The organism is Halobellus inordinatus, assembly GCF_024464655.1.
Taxonomy (GTDB): Archaea; Halobacteriota; Halobacteria; order Halobacteriales; family Haloferacaceae; genus Haloquadratum; species Haloquadratum inordinatus.
On sequence record NZ_JANHAV010000003.1, the window covers coordinates 153,762 to 168,186 of the forward strand.

A 14,425-nucleotide genomic window follows, 5' to 3' on the forward strand; every position below is an offset into this window, starting at 1 on the left:
TGTGTACAATTTTCGGGTCGTTCCCGCCCGATAATCGCGTATCTTATCACCCGGTCGGCGACTAGCCCCGGCCAGCAATGAGTGAACGAGAAACGTGGGCGACGCGCGCAGGGTTCATCCTCGCCGCCGTCGGCTCGGCGGTCGGCCTCGGGAACATCTGGCAGTTCCCCTTCAAGACCTCCGAGTACGGCGGGGCGACGTTCCTCGTCGTCTACCTCGTCGCCGCACTGGGTATCGGTCTCCCGGCGATGCTCGCGGAGTTCGTCGTCGGTCGGAGAAGCAGTCTGAACGCGATCGGCGCGTTCGAGGAACTGGGCCACCGGAACTGGAAGTGGGTCGGCGTCCTCGGCGTCGGCACCGGCTTCTGGATCCTGTCGTACTACAGCGTCGTCGGTGGGTGGGTCCTCCGCTACATCGGCGGCAGCGTCACCGGTGCGTACTTCGCGGACCCCGCCGCCTACTTCGGCCAGATATCGGCAGGCGTCGACGCGCTCGCGCTCCACGCGCTGTTTATGATCCTCGTCGTCGCGATCGTCGCGGGCGGCGTCGAAGACGGGATCGAGAAGGCCACGAAGCTGATGGTCCCCAGCATCGTCGTCATCCTCGCCGTTCTCGGCGTCTGGGTGTTCACCCTGCCCGGCGCGGGACCGGGTTACACCTACTTCCTGTCGCCCGACGTCTCACAGCTCAGCCTGAGCGTCTCCTTCGACCCGCTGCCGTCGTTCAGTGGGCCGCTCACGGATATCATTCCGTTCGCAGTGAGCCAGGCGTTCTTCTCGCTGTCGCTCGGGATGGGCGCGATGATCACCTACGCGTCGTACATCGGTGACGATCAGAGTCTCTTCGGCGACAGCATCACCGTCGTCGTGCTCAACAGCGCGGTCGGGATCCTCGCGGGCCTCGTCGTCATCCCGCTGCTGTTCGTCCAGGGCATCGAGCCCGGCAGCGGCGGCGCGGGCGCGCTGTTCGTCAGTCTCGCGACGGCGTTCGCCGAGCTTCCGGCCGGCCGACTCGTCGGCGTCGTCTTCTTCGCGGTCGTCCTCATCGCGGCGCTCTCCTCGGCGATCAGCCTGCTGGAGGTCGTCGTCTCCTACGCCGTCGACAACTACGGCGCGCGCCGTCCGCAGATCGCGGCGGTCCTCGGGGGGCTCATCTTCCTGCTCGGCATCCCCTCGGCCTGGGACACCGCCTGGCTCGGCTGGTTCGACACGCTGGCGTACCAACTGCTGCTCCCGCTGTCGGTGCTCGGCATCCTGCTCTTTGCGGGCTGGATCTACGGCCGTCCCGCAGTCGACGAACTCCTCTCCGGCTCGTCGCTGGGACTGGGCGTCGGGATGACGTGGCTCTGGCTCGCGCGGACAGTCGTCATCCTCGGTGTGCTCCTCACGCTCGCGCTCGGCGTCCAGACGCTCTTCATCGACGGCGCGATCGTGCCGCCGCTGTAGGCTGGGTACTCCTCCGATCGCGAAAGGGCGACTCCGAAAACAGATTCGTGCGGTTCCCGCACTCTCGACGGCGGAGAAGCAGTTCCTGACTACACAGCGTCCTCACCGCGACACTGCGTGAGGACTTCTCCGACGACGTCGCGGTCGGCCGCGATGAGGTACCGTCGGCCACCGATCAGTTCTGTCGAGTGCTGGACGGCGACGTGACCGTCCGCCTCGGCGATGACCACGGAGCCTTCGGGGAGCGCAGTGGACACGACCTCGCCCGCGGCCGGCGCGTCGTAGTCGATCCGCACGTCGAGCACTTCCAGTTCACCGGTGACCTCTTCCAGCGTGCGGACGTCGCTCTCCGACAGGGCGTTGACCGCCGCGCGGACGCTGGCGCGCTCGGGGAAGTAGACCTGATCGACGTACTCCTCGTACTCGTCGCCCGCGCCCTCTTCGATTCGGGCGACGGTTCGGAGCCCCGTCGCGTGGCGTTTCGCCGCCATACAGACGACGAGGTTCGTGTCTTGTTTGTCCGTCAGTGCGCCGACGGTGTCCGTCCGGTCGGTGATGGCCTCGCCCAGCACCGACGGCTTCGTCGCGTCACCTCTGATGACGTCGATGTCGTCGTCCCCGATGGCCCGCCCCGGGTCGGGATCGATGACCGTAACGTTCCACCCTCGGTCAGTAAAGTGCTGAGCCACGCGGTGGCCGACACGTCCGCTGCCTGCGATCACGATGTGATCAGCATCAGTCATAGTTGTTCATTATGGTCGTGATAAATAAGTCTCCGCCCAACACACCGGCGGCCTCGGAGTCGTCGCGGCACCGACGATCGTTGGCGTCGCGCTCACCGCCGCGGGGCAAATTCCTCACGAATGACCGTGTTATCGGCCGAGGAGACGGATTCGGTCCGAAAACCACTTACTCGCGAGCAGGTGAGTGAGTGCCAATGACACGTGAGACATGGGCGACACGCGCGGGGTTCATCCTCGCCGCCGCGGGTTCGGCGGTCGGCCTCGGGAACATCTGGCGCTTCCCGTGGGTGACAGCCGACAACGGTGGAAGCGCGTTTCTGATGGTGTATCTCGGTATCGTACTGCTCGTCGGCGTCCCGGGGCTGCTCGGGGAGTTCGTCGTCGGCCGACGCGGCAAGAAAAGTCCCGTTGGAGCCTTTCGGGATCTCTCGGGGTCGCGAGCGTGGGGGCTGTGGGGCGTCTTCTACGTCTTCACCGCGATCGCGCTCATCTCGTTCTACAGCGTCGTTGGCGGCTGGATCCTCCGGTACTTCGGCGAGAGCGCACTCGGCCTCGTCGGGAGTGAACCGGCGTACTTCGCCTCGCCCGGCCAGTACTTCGGTGGCGTGGCCGCCGGTCTCGACGCGCTCGGCTACCACCTGCTGTTTCTCGCGCTGACGGCGCTCGTCGTCTACGCGGGCGTCCGCCGCGGGATCGAACTCGGCACGAAGGTGATGATGCCCGCGGTGCTCGCACTGCTGATCGGGCTCGCCGTCTGGGCGGGGTCGCGCCCCGGTGCGGCCGAAGCGTACGCGTTCTATCTCAGCTTCGACCTCGCGACGATCCGCGCGAACTTCTTCGACGTGCTCGCGCCGGCTGCCGGACAGGCGCTCTTCACGCTCTCGCTCGGCGCGGGGACGATGATCACCTACGCCTCCTACATCGACGAGGATCGCTCGCTCCCCTTCGACGGGACGATCATCGCCGTCCTCAACACGCTCGTGGGTGTGCTCGCGGGCCTCGTCGTCTTCCCGCTGCTGTTCTCGCTCGGCGTCGATCCGTCACAGACTGCACCCGGGCCGGGCGCGCTGTTCGTCGGCCTCGCTGGCGCGTTCTCCCAACTTCCCGCGGGCGCGCTCGTCGCGACGGCGTTCTTCGGCGTCGTCGTGCTCGCGGCGCTGTCGTCGTCGATCAGTATGCTCGAGATCCCCGTCTCGTTCCTCGTCGACGAGTACGGCTTCTCGCGACACCGCGCCGTGGCGCTCGTCACCGGTGCCGTGGTCGTGACGGGTGGGATCTGCGCGATCAACCCGACGATCGCGGGGACGGCAGTGTTCGGCTTCGTCGCCGGACCGCTCGTCGACACCCTCCTGACGCTCGGGCTGACCGCCGTGCTCGTCTTCGCCGGCTGGGTACTGGGCCGCGATGCGATCACCGAACTCCGCTCCGGCGCTGGCAGCGTCTCGCGCGCGCTCGCGACGCCGTGGCTGCTCGGTGCGGGCGTCGTCCTCCCGATCTTCCTGCTTTTCACCCTCCTGACGACCTTCGGCGTGGACGCCAGCCTCGGCTTCTGGCCGACGGTGCTCGTCGCGGTGTTCGTCGGCGCAGTGGCGTTCGTCGGACTCCGGACCGAGCGGTCGCTCGTCTGACCTGACCGCAAGCGCGCGACGCAGCGCGGCAGTCGCGGTCCTGTTCACTTCGGTCCGCCGCTCGCGATTTATTTTTCCAGCGTAATCGTCCGCCGTCGGATCGCACCGCAACTGGGGCAGATGTGCCGGTACTCGATCGTGCGACCGGTCGTCACGGCCTGCCACTCCCCGTCGATGTCGTCGTAGCCGCACTTCGGACAGACGAGGTCGACGTCGTTGTACTGCGACCGCAGGCGTTCGAAGGGTGATCGGTGTGCGCTAGCCATCGTGGTACTTGCTACCACGATTCCGAGCGCAATAAACATAATTATTTTTTATATGTTATTTGAGAATGTCGACGTTCGACGAACCTTCCCTTGTCGGATTGCGGAAACCCTTTTGCCTCCCGTCGGTACGTACGTGACGATGATCGGAGGTGGTCCGACGTGACGATGGAGGACCGTATCGAGGAGCTACGCGAGAAGCGCGAGCGAGCGCTCAAGGGCGGCGGCGAGGACCGCATCGAATCCCAACACGAGAAGGGGAAGATGACGGCCCGCGAGCGCATCGAGTACTTCCTCGACGACGGGACGTTTAACGAATTCGACCAGCTCCGGACCCACCGGAACCACAACTTCGGGATGGAGGAGACCCAACTCCCGGGCGACGGGGTCGTGACCGGCTACGGCGAGGTCGACGGACGAAAGACGTTCGTCTTCGCCCACGACTTCACCGTCTTCGGCGGCTCGCTCGGAGAAGTGTTCTCCGAGAAGATCACGAAGGTGATGGACAAAGCCGTCGAGGTCGGCGCGCCAGTCGTCGGGCTCAACGACTCCGCGGGGGCCCGCATTCAGGAGGGCGTCCAGTCGCTCGGCGGCTTCGGCGAGATATTCCGGCGGAACACGGAGGCCTCGGGCGTTGTGCCCCAGATTTCGGCGATTATGGGGCCCTGCGCCGGCGGCGCTGTCTACTCACCCGCGCTCACGGACTTCACGTTCATGGTGAAGGACACGAGCCACATGTTCATCACCGGTCCGGACGTGATCAAGACCGTCACCGGTGAGGAAGTGAGCTTCGAGGAACTCGGCGGTGCAGTCACGCACGCCTCGACCTCGGGCGTCGCACACTTCGCCTGCGACACCGAGGAGGAAGCGCTCGACGACATCCGACGGCTGCTCTCGTATCTCCCCCCGAACAACGTCGAGGATCCGCCGCGTGTCGAACCGTGGGACGACCCCGAGCGCGCCGACGAGTCGCTGAACGAGGTCGTGCCCGATGAGCCTCGGAAACCGTACGATATGCACGACGTCATCGGCGGCGTCCTCGACGAGGACTCCTTCTTCGAGGTCCACGCGGGCTTCGCGAAGAACGTCCTCGTCGGCTTCGCCCGCCTCGACGGTCACTCGGTCGGCGTCATCGCGAACCAGCCGCGCGTCAACGCCGGCACGCTCGACATCGAGGCCTCCGAGAAGGCTTCGCGGTTCGTCCGCTTCTGTGATGGCTTCAACATCCCGATCGTCTCCTTCGTCGACGTGCCCGGGTTCCTCCCCGGCACCGACCAGGAACACAACGGGATCATCCGCCACGGCGCGAAGCTACTGTACGCCTACTCGGAGGCGACAGTGCCGCTCCTGACGGTGATCACGCGAAAGGCCTACGGCGGCGCCTACGACGTGATGGCCTCGAAGCATCTGGGCGCGGACGTCAACTACGCGTGGCCGACGGCCGAGATCGCGGTGATGGGGCCGCAGGGCGCGGTCAACATCCTCTACAGCGACGAACTGGCGGCTGCGGACGATCCCGACGAGCGGCGCGACGAACTCATCGAGGAGTACCGAGAGGAGTTCGCGAATCCCTACACAGCGGCCGATCGCGGCTTTATCGACGCCGTCATCGAACCACCGGAGACGCGCGCGCGACTCGTCGCGGACCTGGAGATGCTCCGCTCGAAGCGCTCCTCGCTCCCCGAGAAGAAGCACGGCAACCTCCCGATCTGAGATGGTCGCCGACGATCCGACCGCCGACGACTCGGTTGCGGGTGATTCGACCGCCGACGACTCGGTTGGTGACGATTCGACCGGCACCGACCCGGTCGCCGACGTGCTCGACCGCCTCACGCTCCCGGACAGTGCGGACGAAGAAGAGGCCGCCGCGATCGCCGCCGCAGTTGCCGCTCACGTCGCCGACGGCGAGCGGGCCACCGCGGTCGCAGCCGCGGCAGCAGCCCAGTCGGGGCCGACGTGGATCGGCGAGAAGTGGACCTTCGCAGGTCGCGTCGATGCCACGAGCGGACGTCGCGTGCGCCGCGTTCCCGACGGCGCACCGAAAGACAAGTGGACTGCGGCGGGACGCGCCGACCGGCTCTGAGCGCGCGGCGCGTCGCTCTAGCTATTACGGGTTCGTCGCTACTAGCGTGTTGGACGTGCGAGAGAGGAGAGACGGCAGTCGCTCGCGATATCGACGACGTTCAGAAACAGGTCTCCGACTTATGCCGAGGTGGAGGGCTGCGAGCCGCCCTTCTTGCGCGTGATGTAGCCCGCGATCCGGTTGCGGACGCCCTTCGACTCCACGTTGGTCAGCGTCGCGACGCTCTCTTTGTTCGTCTCGAAGTCCGTGTTGAACGCTTCCGGGTACTTCTCCAGCAGCAGCTTCCCGAGCTGTTTGACGTACTTGGGTTTGATCGCCATACTCCCCTGTTCCGCCAGCGCGCACTAAAACGATTCGTTCCGGCGCGACGTGGGGCGCTGTCGCGTCCAGATCTCACGGCGACCGGCCGAGGCGCTCGTCGAGGATGAGCCGCGTCTTCGTGTTCTTCACCTCGTCGAGCTCGCGCGCGCGAGTGATGAGATCGTTCACCGCCTGGGTGTCGGCGGCGTCAACGACGAGGACGACGTCCTCTTCGCCGGAGACCTGCCAGACGAAGTCGACCTGGTCCCACTCTGTCATCTGCTCTGTGATCTCGGTCGTGTCGACGTCGACTTTCACCGAGACCTCGATCATCGCTTTGATGTTTCCCGTCCGCGTCGAGATAGTGAACCGCTCGATGACGCCGTCCTCCGTCAGGCGCTCGACTCGGTTGCGCACCGTCCCCTCGGATGTCCCGACCTGCGCTGCGATCTCCGTGTAGGGCGTTCGGGCGTCCCGGCGGAGAATATCGAGGATCTGGCGATCGAGATCGTCCATACCCCCCAGACGCGCTCGGGGGGCTTACCGATTACGAAATTCGTAACTGAGCTACGAAAGTAACACTTATACCCCAGAATCACGTGCGTTTCTCGTAATGTCGGACGCCTATCTGGCCCTGGAAGACGGCCGCGTTATCGAGGCCCGCGGTCGCGTGCCGGGGCGGACCCGCGGCGAGTTAGTGTTCACGACTGCGTACACCGGCTACGAGGAGAGCCTGACCGATCCCTCCTACGAGGAGCAGGTCCTGACGTTCTCGTACCCGCTCATCGGCAACTACGGCGTCCGAGAAGAGCGATTCGAGTCCGACCGCGTCCACCCGCGCGCGGCGATCTCTCACGAGTTCACCGAGGACGTCGTCGAGTGGCTCGAAGACGAGAACGTCCCTGCCCTCGACCACATCGACACCCGTGACCTCGTCACGTCGATCCGCGAGGAGGGTGCGATGAAGTGCGGCATCGCCGTCGGCGAGGACGTGACGCCCGCGGACGCGGAAGCCGAACTCGAACAGTGCAAAGGGATGAGCGAGCACGTCGACATCGGCAAGCGCGTCTCGACGGCCGAACAGACGACCTACGGCGACGGCAACGTCGACGTCGCGCTCGTCGACTGCGGCGCGAAGATGTCGATCGTCGACTCGCTCGTCGAACGCAACGCGTCGGTCCACGTGCTCCCCTACGACACCACGAGCGAAGACCTCGCCGAGATCGACCCCGATCTCCTGTTCATCTCCAACGGCCCAGGCGACCCGGCGAACTTCGGGGCCGCACAGGAACTGGTCGAAGAGAACGTCGGCGAGGTCCCGATCGCGGGCATCTGTCTCGGCCAGCAGGTCGTCGCCCGCGCGCTCGGCGGCACCACCGAGAAGATGGACTTCGGGCACCGCGGCGTGAACCAGCCCGTCCGCGACCTCGACTCCGGACAGGTCGTGATGACGACGCAGAACCACGGCTACACCGTCGGCGAACCCGGCGATCAACTCGACGTGAGGCAGGTCAACGTCAACGACGGCACCGCCGAGGGACTCGCGAACGACGAACTCGACGTGATTACCCGTCAGTACCACCCCGAAGCCCACCCCGGCCCCCACGACTCGCTCGGCTTCTTCGATGACGTCCTCGCGATGGCCGGCGAGAGCCAGCACGTCGTCGCCGACGACTAATCAGATAACCAACCACGACCGCCGCTTTTCCGCTCTTTTTACCCCGTTTCGCCGCCGTCTGTTCGCCCACCTGGAAAGTTCGGTATACCGTCACGTGCGAGCGCCAGCAAGACCCACGGATTTATGACGAAACGGACGGAGAACGATGCTATGAGCCAACCGGAGATCGTCCAGGCCGCCCTCGCTGGCGAGGACGTGGTCGCGCGAGTCGACCTCGGCGGCGAGGACGAACTGTACGTGACGCCGACGCGGACGCTACTCTATCGCGCCGAAGGGCTGCTCTCCGACGAGTCGGTCGAGGAGTACTCTCACGACGCCGAGCGCATCACCGTCTCCGAGGGCCGCCGCAAGGCGAAGGTGACGCTGGACTACGGCCTCGACGGCCAGGAGACGATTTCGCTGCCCGCAAAGCGGCTCGAACGCGCGCTGCAGCCGATCGTCGAAGGCGTATTCAAAGCGAACGACGTCCTCGAAGACGACGAGCCGATGGAGCGCCTCTTCCGGTTCAGCGAGCTCACGATCGTCATCGCGGGCGAGCGCGTGGTGCGCCACATCGGCGCGAATCTCTGGGACGAGGACTTCGAGTCCTATCACTACAGCGACGTGAGAGACCTGGATTTCGAGGACGGCAGCGTAGCCACGTCGGTCGTGCTCACAGTCAATGGCCGCCAGGAGCGGTTCAAAGCCCCCAATGACGACGCCCGCGCGGTTCGCGCAGCCCTGGAGACGACGCTGCTCTCGTATTGGGGCGTCGACTCGCTGGAGGAACTCCGTGCCGCCGCAGAATCCGACGAGGAGGAAGCCGAAAGCGACGTCGCAGACGGCGACCAGTCGGGTGAAGTCTCCTTCGGCAACGGTCCCGACCCACTGATCGCCGACCCCGCAGAGCCCGAAGAGTTACCCGAAAACGCCACGCGATCCGGAGACGGCGCCGAAACCACACCAACCGATGCGGTCGCGTCCGGCGACAGCGCGGACCTCTCGACGGCACAGGCCGGCGCGACCGACGCCAGCGCAGACGGCGTCACCCAGCAGGTAGAACGCCCTACGCAGGAGACGACGACTGACACCGCCGAAAGCAGCGCCACGACGTCCGATTCCAGTACACAATCGACTGCCGAGAGCACCGAGGCGACCGACACGGCGTGGGCGAACGCTACTCGGGACCGCACACAGCCCGAGACGGCGGACGCCGACTCGACACAAGCGGGAAGCCACACGCAGAGCGCGGCGAGCGACGCGGGATCGAACGAGACGCCGTCGTCCAACGCCGGATTCGAGGGCTCGGGCTTTCAGTCTGCGACTCCTACTGTAGAGGAGCAACTCCGCGAGGAACTGGCTGAACTCCGAGAAACCGTCGAGAAACAGAACGAAGAGTTGCGCGCCCAGCGCGAACTGGTCGAACAGCTCATCGAAGAGCTCCGGCGCGGCCGCTAACCTACTCTCGACCGAGCACTTTTCGCACGCACGACGGGCCGAACGGGCCGAGTTCGCCGCTCTGGAACTGCACGAAGTGACCCGTCGAAAGGCTCGCTCCGCACCGCCGACACTCGTAGTCGCCCTCGCGCTCGACGACCTGTTGTTCGAAGCGAACGTAGGTCCCGCCACGACGCGTACGGATCCGCCCCTCGTCGCGCTCGATGACGCCGCGGAGTTCCGCAGTATCGAGGATCTCCCGCGTCAACGCCGGGTTCGTCGTCACTGTCTCGATGCGATCTACCGCCTCCGAGAGCGCGAGCGACTCCGCCTCGACGTGTGCGAGGAGGTCGACGCCGAGTTCGACGCGCTCGCTCTTGTCGAGATTGGCGACGCGTCCCACCGGCGCAGATCCACCTGTGTCATCAGTAGGGCCAGGGCTGTCGTCCCCAGATTCATTCGCACCGCCACTCTCTGCGCCGCCTTCCGCGCCGCGATTTGTGCCGCTGTCGGCTCCGCTATCTGTGTCGCTGTCGGCGCCGCTTCCGGCATCGAACGTCGAGAGATCCGATTGCTCGTCGTCGGCCACAGTTCACTCTGTATTCCGCGTGCGCGGGCATAACGTTTCACTGTCCCGCCGGAACGACGAACCCCCCGACCTTGCCCCCGCTCGATCACCGCCGGTCACTAACTGTTATCCCGACCCGGCGGCGACCTGCAAACGATGGATCGGTCTCGATTGCGAGCGCGGGTGGTCGCCGGCGCAGCGCTGGTCGTCGTCGCGGCGGCCGCGCTCGTCACCTCGCCCGACGCGGTGCTCTCCCGAGCGGCGTGGCTCGTCGCCGATCCGGTACGGCTCGTTATCGTCACGATCGCACTGGCCGCCGTCCGACCGCTGCTCGCGTGGCCGACCACGCTCTTAGCAGTGCTCCTCGGCTACGGACTCGGGCCGTCGGGGTTCCCGCTCGCCCTCGCGCTGGTCACGCTCACGAGCGTGCCACCGTATCTTCTCGCCCGCCGGTTCGGACGGACGGGCCGCGTCGCCGACGCGGGTGAGGCGTTCAGAGCGCGGACCGGTGACGTGCGGAGCGTCGTCGCGAGTCGGCTCGTCCCGGCCCCCTCAGACGTGGTCTCGGTCGCCGCGGGAATGGCCGGCGTCCCGCTGTGGGCGTTTCTGCTCGGCACGGCGATCGGCGAGATTCCGTGGGTGATCGTCGGGATTCTCGCGGGGTCGTCGGCGGAGACGCTCGCGGCTGGTGACCTCGCGGGCGCGACCGACCTGCGGGTCGTCGTCGCCGCGATGCTGGTGGCCGTGCTCCTGCTCGGCCCGACGGTCTACGGGTGGTACGCGGATCAGCGCACGGGCGCCGATGGAGCGGTGTTTGGTGGAGATCAATAAGACCGGAATACGGCCGGTTGTGCGATTGTGAGACACTCTCGCGGCCACCGGACTTGCGAAGGTTTAAGAACGTCATCGAACAACGGAGAAGTGAGCCCGGGTGGCTTAGCTGGACATAGCGCCGCACTCATAGGGTTTCCTGAGATTCGGTGCGGTACGCCTTGGAAGCCTCCGCCGCTCCCCACGGGGCCCGCCGAGCCTCGGACCTGGGATATGCGGAGATCGTGGGTTCGGAGCCCACCCCGGGCACTTTTCCTCAATCAAACGTCGTAGCAGCGCGTTTTCGAGTTTCGGATTTATATTCGCTACTAGCTTCGGCTTTTTGTGTTATCCCCTCTGAAGCGTCAGAGGATCGACCGACAGGTGCACTGAATCCGAAATGTGCCGAGTGCTGCCTATTCGCTATCATTCCTTCCGTAAGATGAGTTGCAGGGAGAGTGTCTAGTCTCAATGCCAGTCGATCGACAGTGCGCTGATGATGAGCACTGACAGTTGACGACGTTTCGAAGCCGAGCGTAGACGTTGACGTCCCATTCGAATTAGGCATATCGTGCCAAGCTGTGCTGACGTTGCCGTCGTCGACGTGGGGTGCCAGTCAACACCGGGCGTGCGAAAGTTACGTACGTGCCGTCGACGTTCTACGCTGCGAAGTTAGCCTCGATTCTAGATCTGAGCAGACCGAGCAACCGGCGACGCTCTCCTCGAAGATTCCGAACTGTTGTTCTCAGCGCTGCGTACGTGAGGCATCATCCCAGTGCCGAGCACGAGCGAGATCGCACCGATCTACAAAGGAAGACAATATCTCGTGTCGGTGGACGTCGCTGTCGCTATCGGGTGTAGCGTCGAAAGAAATGAAAAATTGAAGGGCCGGACTAGGTCCGGTAGTTCAGGTCGTTAGTTGTCGCGGCGGACCGCGAGCAGCGCAGCGGCGATGAGCGCCGTCAGCGCGACGACCACACCGAAGCCAGGCGTGCTGGTCGGCGTTTCAGTCGCGGGCTGCTCGGTCGTACCGGGAGCTTCCGTGGTGTCCGGAGCTTCCGTGGTGTCCGGAGCTTCCGTGGTGTCCGGAGCTTCCGTGGTGTCCGGAGCTTCCGTGGTGCCCGGTGCAGTCGTCTCGACCGCTTCGACGACTTCGCCGTCCTCCGTCGTGTCATCAATGAGATTGTTCTGAACGACGATTTCGTAGGTGTCACCGACGTTCTGCTCACTGAAGTCGAACGACGCGCTCCAGGTTCCGTCGGGCTGGATGACGGGCGACGCCGTCTTCAGGAAGCTCGGCGTGACGCCATCATCGCTGCGGACGCGGACGTCGATTTCCGTGCCGGGTGCGATGTTGGACGTGCCGCTGACCGTCTGGTTGCTGGAAGCAGCAACGTCGAACGGTTCGTTGACGCTCACGTCCGGCTCAGCCGCCGTGAACGTAGCGAACGTTTCGGAGTTCTCGTCGTCCTCGAACTGATCCTCAGGAACGAAGTCGTAGCCGAGATCGTTCTTCAGGACCGTGAAGTTGGTTTCGAGGTCTGTGTCGTCGTCGGCCGGGAGATCGTCACCGTTGGCGAAGTTCACCTGTTCGGTGTTCACGAGAACGAAGTAAGTGTCGTTCTCGCCGTCAGCGATCACGGTCATATTATCGGACGAGTTGATGTCGAGAGCGCGCGCATCCTGGTTCGCACCGGGGTCGGCCTCTTCGATCGTCAGGTTGACCGGACCGGTCCGGTTGAGCTGCAGGAAGGCGTCGGTGACATCCTCGTCCTCGCGTGCGTTGAGCGCACCTTCGAAGCCGGAGGCAACGATCTGGTGGACCGCCCAGTCACCGACAGCGATCTCGGACGACTGGGTGATCTCGCCGTTCTCGAGAGCTTCGTTGATGTCTTCGAGTTCAGAGGGGTTGCTCAGCTCAGCAGAGCTTCCAGTCCACATCTGGATGGATTCCGTGTTGCGCTCTTCGAGGACGAGCGTTCCGACGCCGTCAGCGCCGCTGGACGTGTCGGCAGCGGGGTCCTGTCCCGCGACGACCTCAAGCTCGTAGTCGCCAGCGTCGATCAGGTCAGAGACTGGAACGTCAACGTCCTGGTCGGTGACACTGTCATCACTGTCATCGTCGACAGCGAAGGCATCACCGGTATTTTCAGTAAGCCGGTACGTGTTCAGGTAGAGCGTGACCTGACCGTCGCTGTCTTCGTCTTCGACGGTCGCGTTCGCGACGACGCCCTCGCTACCATCGGCTGCACCGACGGTAACGGTCGCGTAGTCGCTGTCCTGAAGGTCAAGCTGGATCTCGGCGATGTCTCCACGCTGCTCGGAGACCGTGTTGTCAGCGAAGTCAGCTTCGTTGTCTGCTTCACTGATGGAGATAGTCGAGGATTCCGTCTCGACAGCCGACGCGTTGTCGGTCACGAGAACGGTGTAGTCGCCCGTTTCGTAATTGTTGGCGTCGAACGAGAAGTCGACCTCACCTTGGCCACCGATGGTGGTCGGGATCGTGGCGACTGTGTCACCGTCACCGGCATCGTCGATCAGTTCGATGGTAACGTCGCGGCCCGAGTCCTGAGCCGAGACCGTACCTTCGATTTCGTCGTCCTGCGTGACGTTCAGGTCGTCGATGCTGACACTCAGGCCGAGGTTACGAACCGTGAAGTTCGAGAGGCCATCGAAGTCGTACGTGTCGGTTTCGAGGTTGCCCGTGTCAACGTAGAAGACTTCACTGTTGTCTCCCGAGGAGAAGCTCTGGAAGTAGTCAGTGTCGTCGCCTTCAATCTCGAACGTTTCCGGGGGCGAGGAGGCGTCGTAGATAGCGACCGTCGTGCCCTGGTAGACGTTGCGGTCCTCAGAGAGCTCCGAGGTGTTGTACGACTCGGCTGCGAATGCAACCGAAACCGTGTCGCCACCTGCGGTAATGTTATCCGACAGTTCGACCTCAAGGTCGTTGGACTGGATCGCATTGCCGGACGTATTCAGGTAGACAGTGTCTCCGCCGTTGCCGAGACTACTGTCGCCGAAATCAATATTACCGGTCGTGATGTCGTCATCATCGTCCAGCAGAGTGAAGTTATCCTCGTCCAGCACGCTACTGTCGAGGTTTGCTCCATCTTCAAACGGTACTTCGATCACGTAGTTGGTGTCCGCAGTGCTGTCATTGTCGTAGTGAACAGCACCACCAGCGTACTCCGCAGCGGCCGCACTCCCCGAGAACGCCACGGTCCCAGCGAAGACGCTGAAGACCATAAGCGCCGCGAGGAACACCGCGCGGGACTTGTTTGTATTTCCTGTCATAGTTTGTTTGATCTGCAATCGGCGACAACAGCTTTGCGCGCACCGGAACGCGAGTGCGTGTGTCCGATCGTACGGACGTGGCCCGCAGTACTCGCTGGTGCCACCATTGGTAGGGGTACGAGACAATCAAGTACCAGGTCCGGTAAATACTTTGTGTAGTTGTCTGACGCTGAGCGGGCGCGAGAAGCTTCCTACCG

General features: G+C 64.4%; 13 protein-coding genes and 1 tRNA gene. 8 read left to right on the top strand and 6 right to left on the bottom strand.

The features are described from left to right. Window positions 1-77 precede the first annotated feature (77 nt). Window positions 78-1,445 carry a sodium-dependent transporter gene (locus NO347_RS07710; RefSeq protein ID WP_256289043.1) on the top strand — a complete coding sequence of 456 codons (1,368 nt, stop codon included), beginning with the start codon at window positions 78-80 and terminating at the stop codon, window positions 1,443-1,445. Between the two features lie 89 nt (window positions 1,446-1,534). On the opposite strand, the gene NO347_RS07715 is transcribed toward NO347_RS07710, so the two are convergent. Beyond that, entirely contained in the window at window positions 1,535-2,188 is a 654-nt protein-coding gene (locus tag NO347_RS07715; protein ID WP_256289044.1) for a potassium channel family protein, read from the bottom strand. 194 nt (window positions 2,189-2,382) lie between these two features. On the opposite strand from NO347_RS07715, the gene NO347_RS07720 reads away from it, so the two are divergent. Continuing rightward, entirely contained in the window at window positions 2,383-3,816 is a 1,434-nt protein-coding gene (locus NO347_RS07720) for a sodium-dependent transporter (RefSeq protein ID WP_256289045.1), read from the top strand. A 68-nt stretch (window positions 3,817-3,884) separates the two neighbouring features. Here NO347_RS07720 and NO347_RS07725 read toward each other — a convergent pair whose 3' ends face one another. After that, on the bottom strand, window positions 3,885-4,082 hold the full coding sequence (locus NO347_RS07725; RefSeq protein ID WP_121569804.1) for an HVO_0649 family zinc finger protein: 198 nt from the start codon (window positions 4,080-4,082) through the stop codon (window positions 3,885-3,887). Window positions 4,083-4,247: 165 nt separating this feature from the next. Between NO347_RS07725 and NO347_RS07730 the strand changes: the two genes are divergently transcribed. Further along, complete coding sequence (locus NO347_RS07730) at window positions 4,248-5,792, top strand: acyl-CoA carboxylase subunit beta (RefSeq protein WP_256289049.1); 1,545 nt, start codon at window positions 4,248-4,250, stop codon at window positions 5,790-5,792. Between the two features lies 1 nt (window position 5,793). Further along, complete coding sequence (locus NO347_RS07735; protein ID WP_256289050.1) at window positions 5,794-6,162, top strand: DUF8022 family protein; 369 nt, start codon at window positions 5,794-5,796, stop codon at window positions 6,160-6,162. A 119-nt stretch (window positions 6,163-6,281) separates the two neighbouring features. Here NO347_RS07735 and NO347_RS07740 read toward each other — a convergent pair whose 3' ends face one another. After that, window positions 6,282-6,482 (bottom strand): 30S ribosomal protein S17e, encoded by a 201-nt coding sequence (locus tag NO347_RS07740; RefSeq protein ID WP_121569806.1) that lies wholly within the window; start codon window positions 6,480-6,482, stop codon window positions 6,282-6,284. Between the two features lie 73 nt (window positions 6,483-6,555). After that, window positions 6,556-6,978 (bottom strand): Lrp/AsnC family transcriptional regulator, encoded by a 423-nt coding sequence (locus tag NO347_RS07745; protein ID WP_121569807.1) that lies wholly within the window; start codon window positions 6,976-6,978, stop codon window positions 6,556-6,558. Between the two features lie 97 nt (window positions 6,979-7,075). Between NO347_RS07745 and carA the strand changes: the two genes are divergently transcribed. Continuing rightward, complete coding sequence (gene carA, locus NO347_RS07750; protein WP_256289053.1) at window positions 7,076-8,140, top strand: glutamine-hydrolyzing carbamoyl-phosphate synthase small subunit; 1,065 nt, start codon at window positions 7,076-7,078, stop codon at window positions 8,138-8,140. A 150-nt stretch (window positions 8,141-8,290) separates the two neighbouring features. After that, window positions 8,291-9,577 (top strand): DUF7115 domain-containing protein, encoded by a 1,287-nt coding sequence (locus tag NO347_RS07755; RefSeq protein ID WP_256289055.1) that lies wholly within the window; start codon window positions 8,291-8,293, stop codon window positions 9,575-9,577. 1 nt (window position 9,578) lies between these two features. Here NO347_RS07755 and NO347_RS07760 read toward each other — a convergent pair whose 3' ends face one another. Then, window positions 9,579-9,959: a DUF5830 family protein gene (locus tag NO347_RS07760; RefSeq protein ID WP_256289253.1), complete on the bottom strand. Its 381-nt coding sequence runs from the start codon at window positions 9,957-9,959 to the stop codon at window positions 9,579-9,581. Between the two features lie 321 nt (window positions 9,960-10,280). Here NO347_RS07760 and NO347_RS07765 point away from each other — a divergent pair, with 321 nt between their 5' ends. Continuing rightward, window positions 10,281-10,955, top strand: a complete 675-nt coding sequence (locus NO347_RS07765; RefSeq protein ID WP_256289056.1) for a TVP38/TMEM64 family protein — start codon at window positions 10,281-10,283, stop codon at window positions 10,953-10,955. Window positions 10,956-11,049: 94 nt separating this feature from the next. After that, window positions 11,050-11,204, top strand: a tRNA-Met gene (locus NO347_RS07770). Window positions 11,205-11,849: 645 nt separating this feature from the next. Here NO347_RS07770 and NO347_RS07775 read toward each other — a convergent pair. Continuing rightward, window positions 11,850-14,228, bottom strand: a complete 2,379-nt coding sequence (locus NO347_RS07775; RefSeq protein ID WP_256289057.1) for a DUF7827 domain-containing protein — start codon at window positions 14,226-14,228, stop codon at window positions 11,850-11,852. Between the last annotated feature and the right edge of the window lie 197 nt (window positions 14,229-14,425).

Coding starts and splice junctions, on each gene's coding strand:
- NO347_RS07710 (WP_256289043.1), top strand. CDS start 78: ATGAGTGAACGAGAAACGTGGGCGACGCGCGCAGGGTTCATCCTCGCC.
- NO347_RS07715 (WP_256289044.1), bottom strand. CDS start 2,188: ATGACTGATGCTGATCACATCGTGATCGCAGGCAGCGGACGTGTCGGC.
- NO347_RS07720 (WP_256289045.1), top strand. CDS start 2,383: ATGACACGTGAGACATGGGCGACACGCGCGGGGTTCATCCTCGCCGCC.
- NO347_RS07725 (WP_121569804.1), bottom strand. CDS start 4,082: ATGGCTAGCGCACACCGATCACCCTTCGAACGCCTGCGGTCGCAGTAC.
- NO347_RS07730 (WP_256289049.1), top strand. CDS start 4,248: ATGGAGGACCGTATCGAGGAGCTACGCGAGAAGCGCGAGCGAGCGCTC.
- NO347_RS07735 (WP_256289050.1), top strand. CDS start 5,794: ATGGTCGCCGACGATCCGACCGCCGACGACTCGGTTGCGGGTGATTCG.
- NO347_RS07740 (WP_121569806.1), bottom strand. CDS start 6,482: ATGGCGATCAAACCCAAGTACGTCAAACAGCTCGGGAAGCTGCTGCTG.
- NO347_RS07745 (WP_121569807.1), bottom strand. CDS start 6,978: ATGGACGATCTCGATCGCCAGATCCTCGATATTCTCCGCCGGGACGCC.
- carA (WP_256289053.1), top strand. CDS start 7,076: ATGTCGGACGCCTATCTGGCCCTGGAAGACGGCCGCGTTATCGAGGCC.
- NO347_RS07755 (WP_256289055.1), top strand. CDS start 8,291: ATGAGCCAACCGGAGATCGTCCAGGCCGCCCTCGCTGGCGAGGACGTG.
- NO347_RS07765 (WP_256289056.1), top strand. CDS start 10,281: ATGGATCGGTCTCGATTGCGAGCGCGGGTGGTCGCCGGCGCAGCGCTG.
- NO347_RS07775 (WP_256289057.1), bottom strand. CDS start 14,228: ATGACAGGAAATACAAACAAGTCCCGCGCGGTGTTCCTCGCGGCGCTT.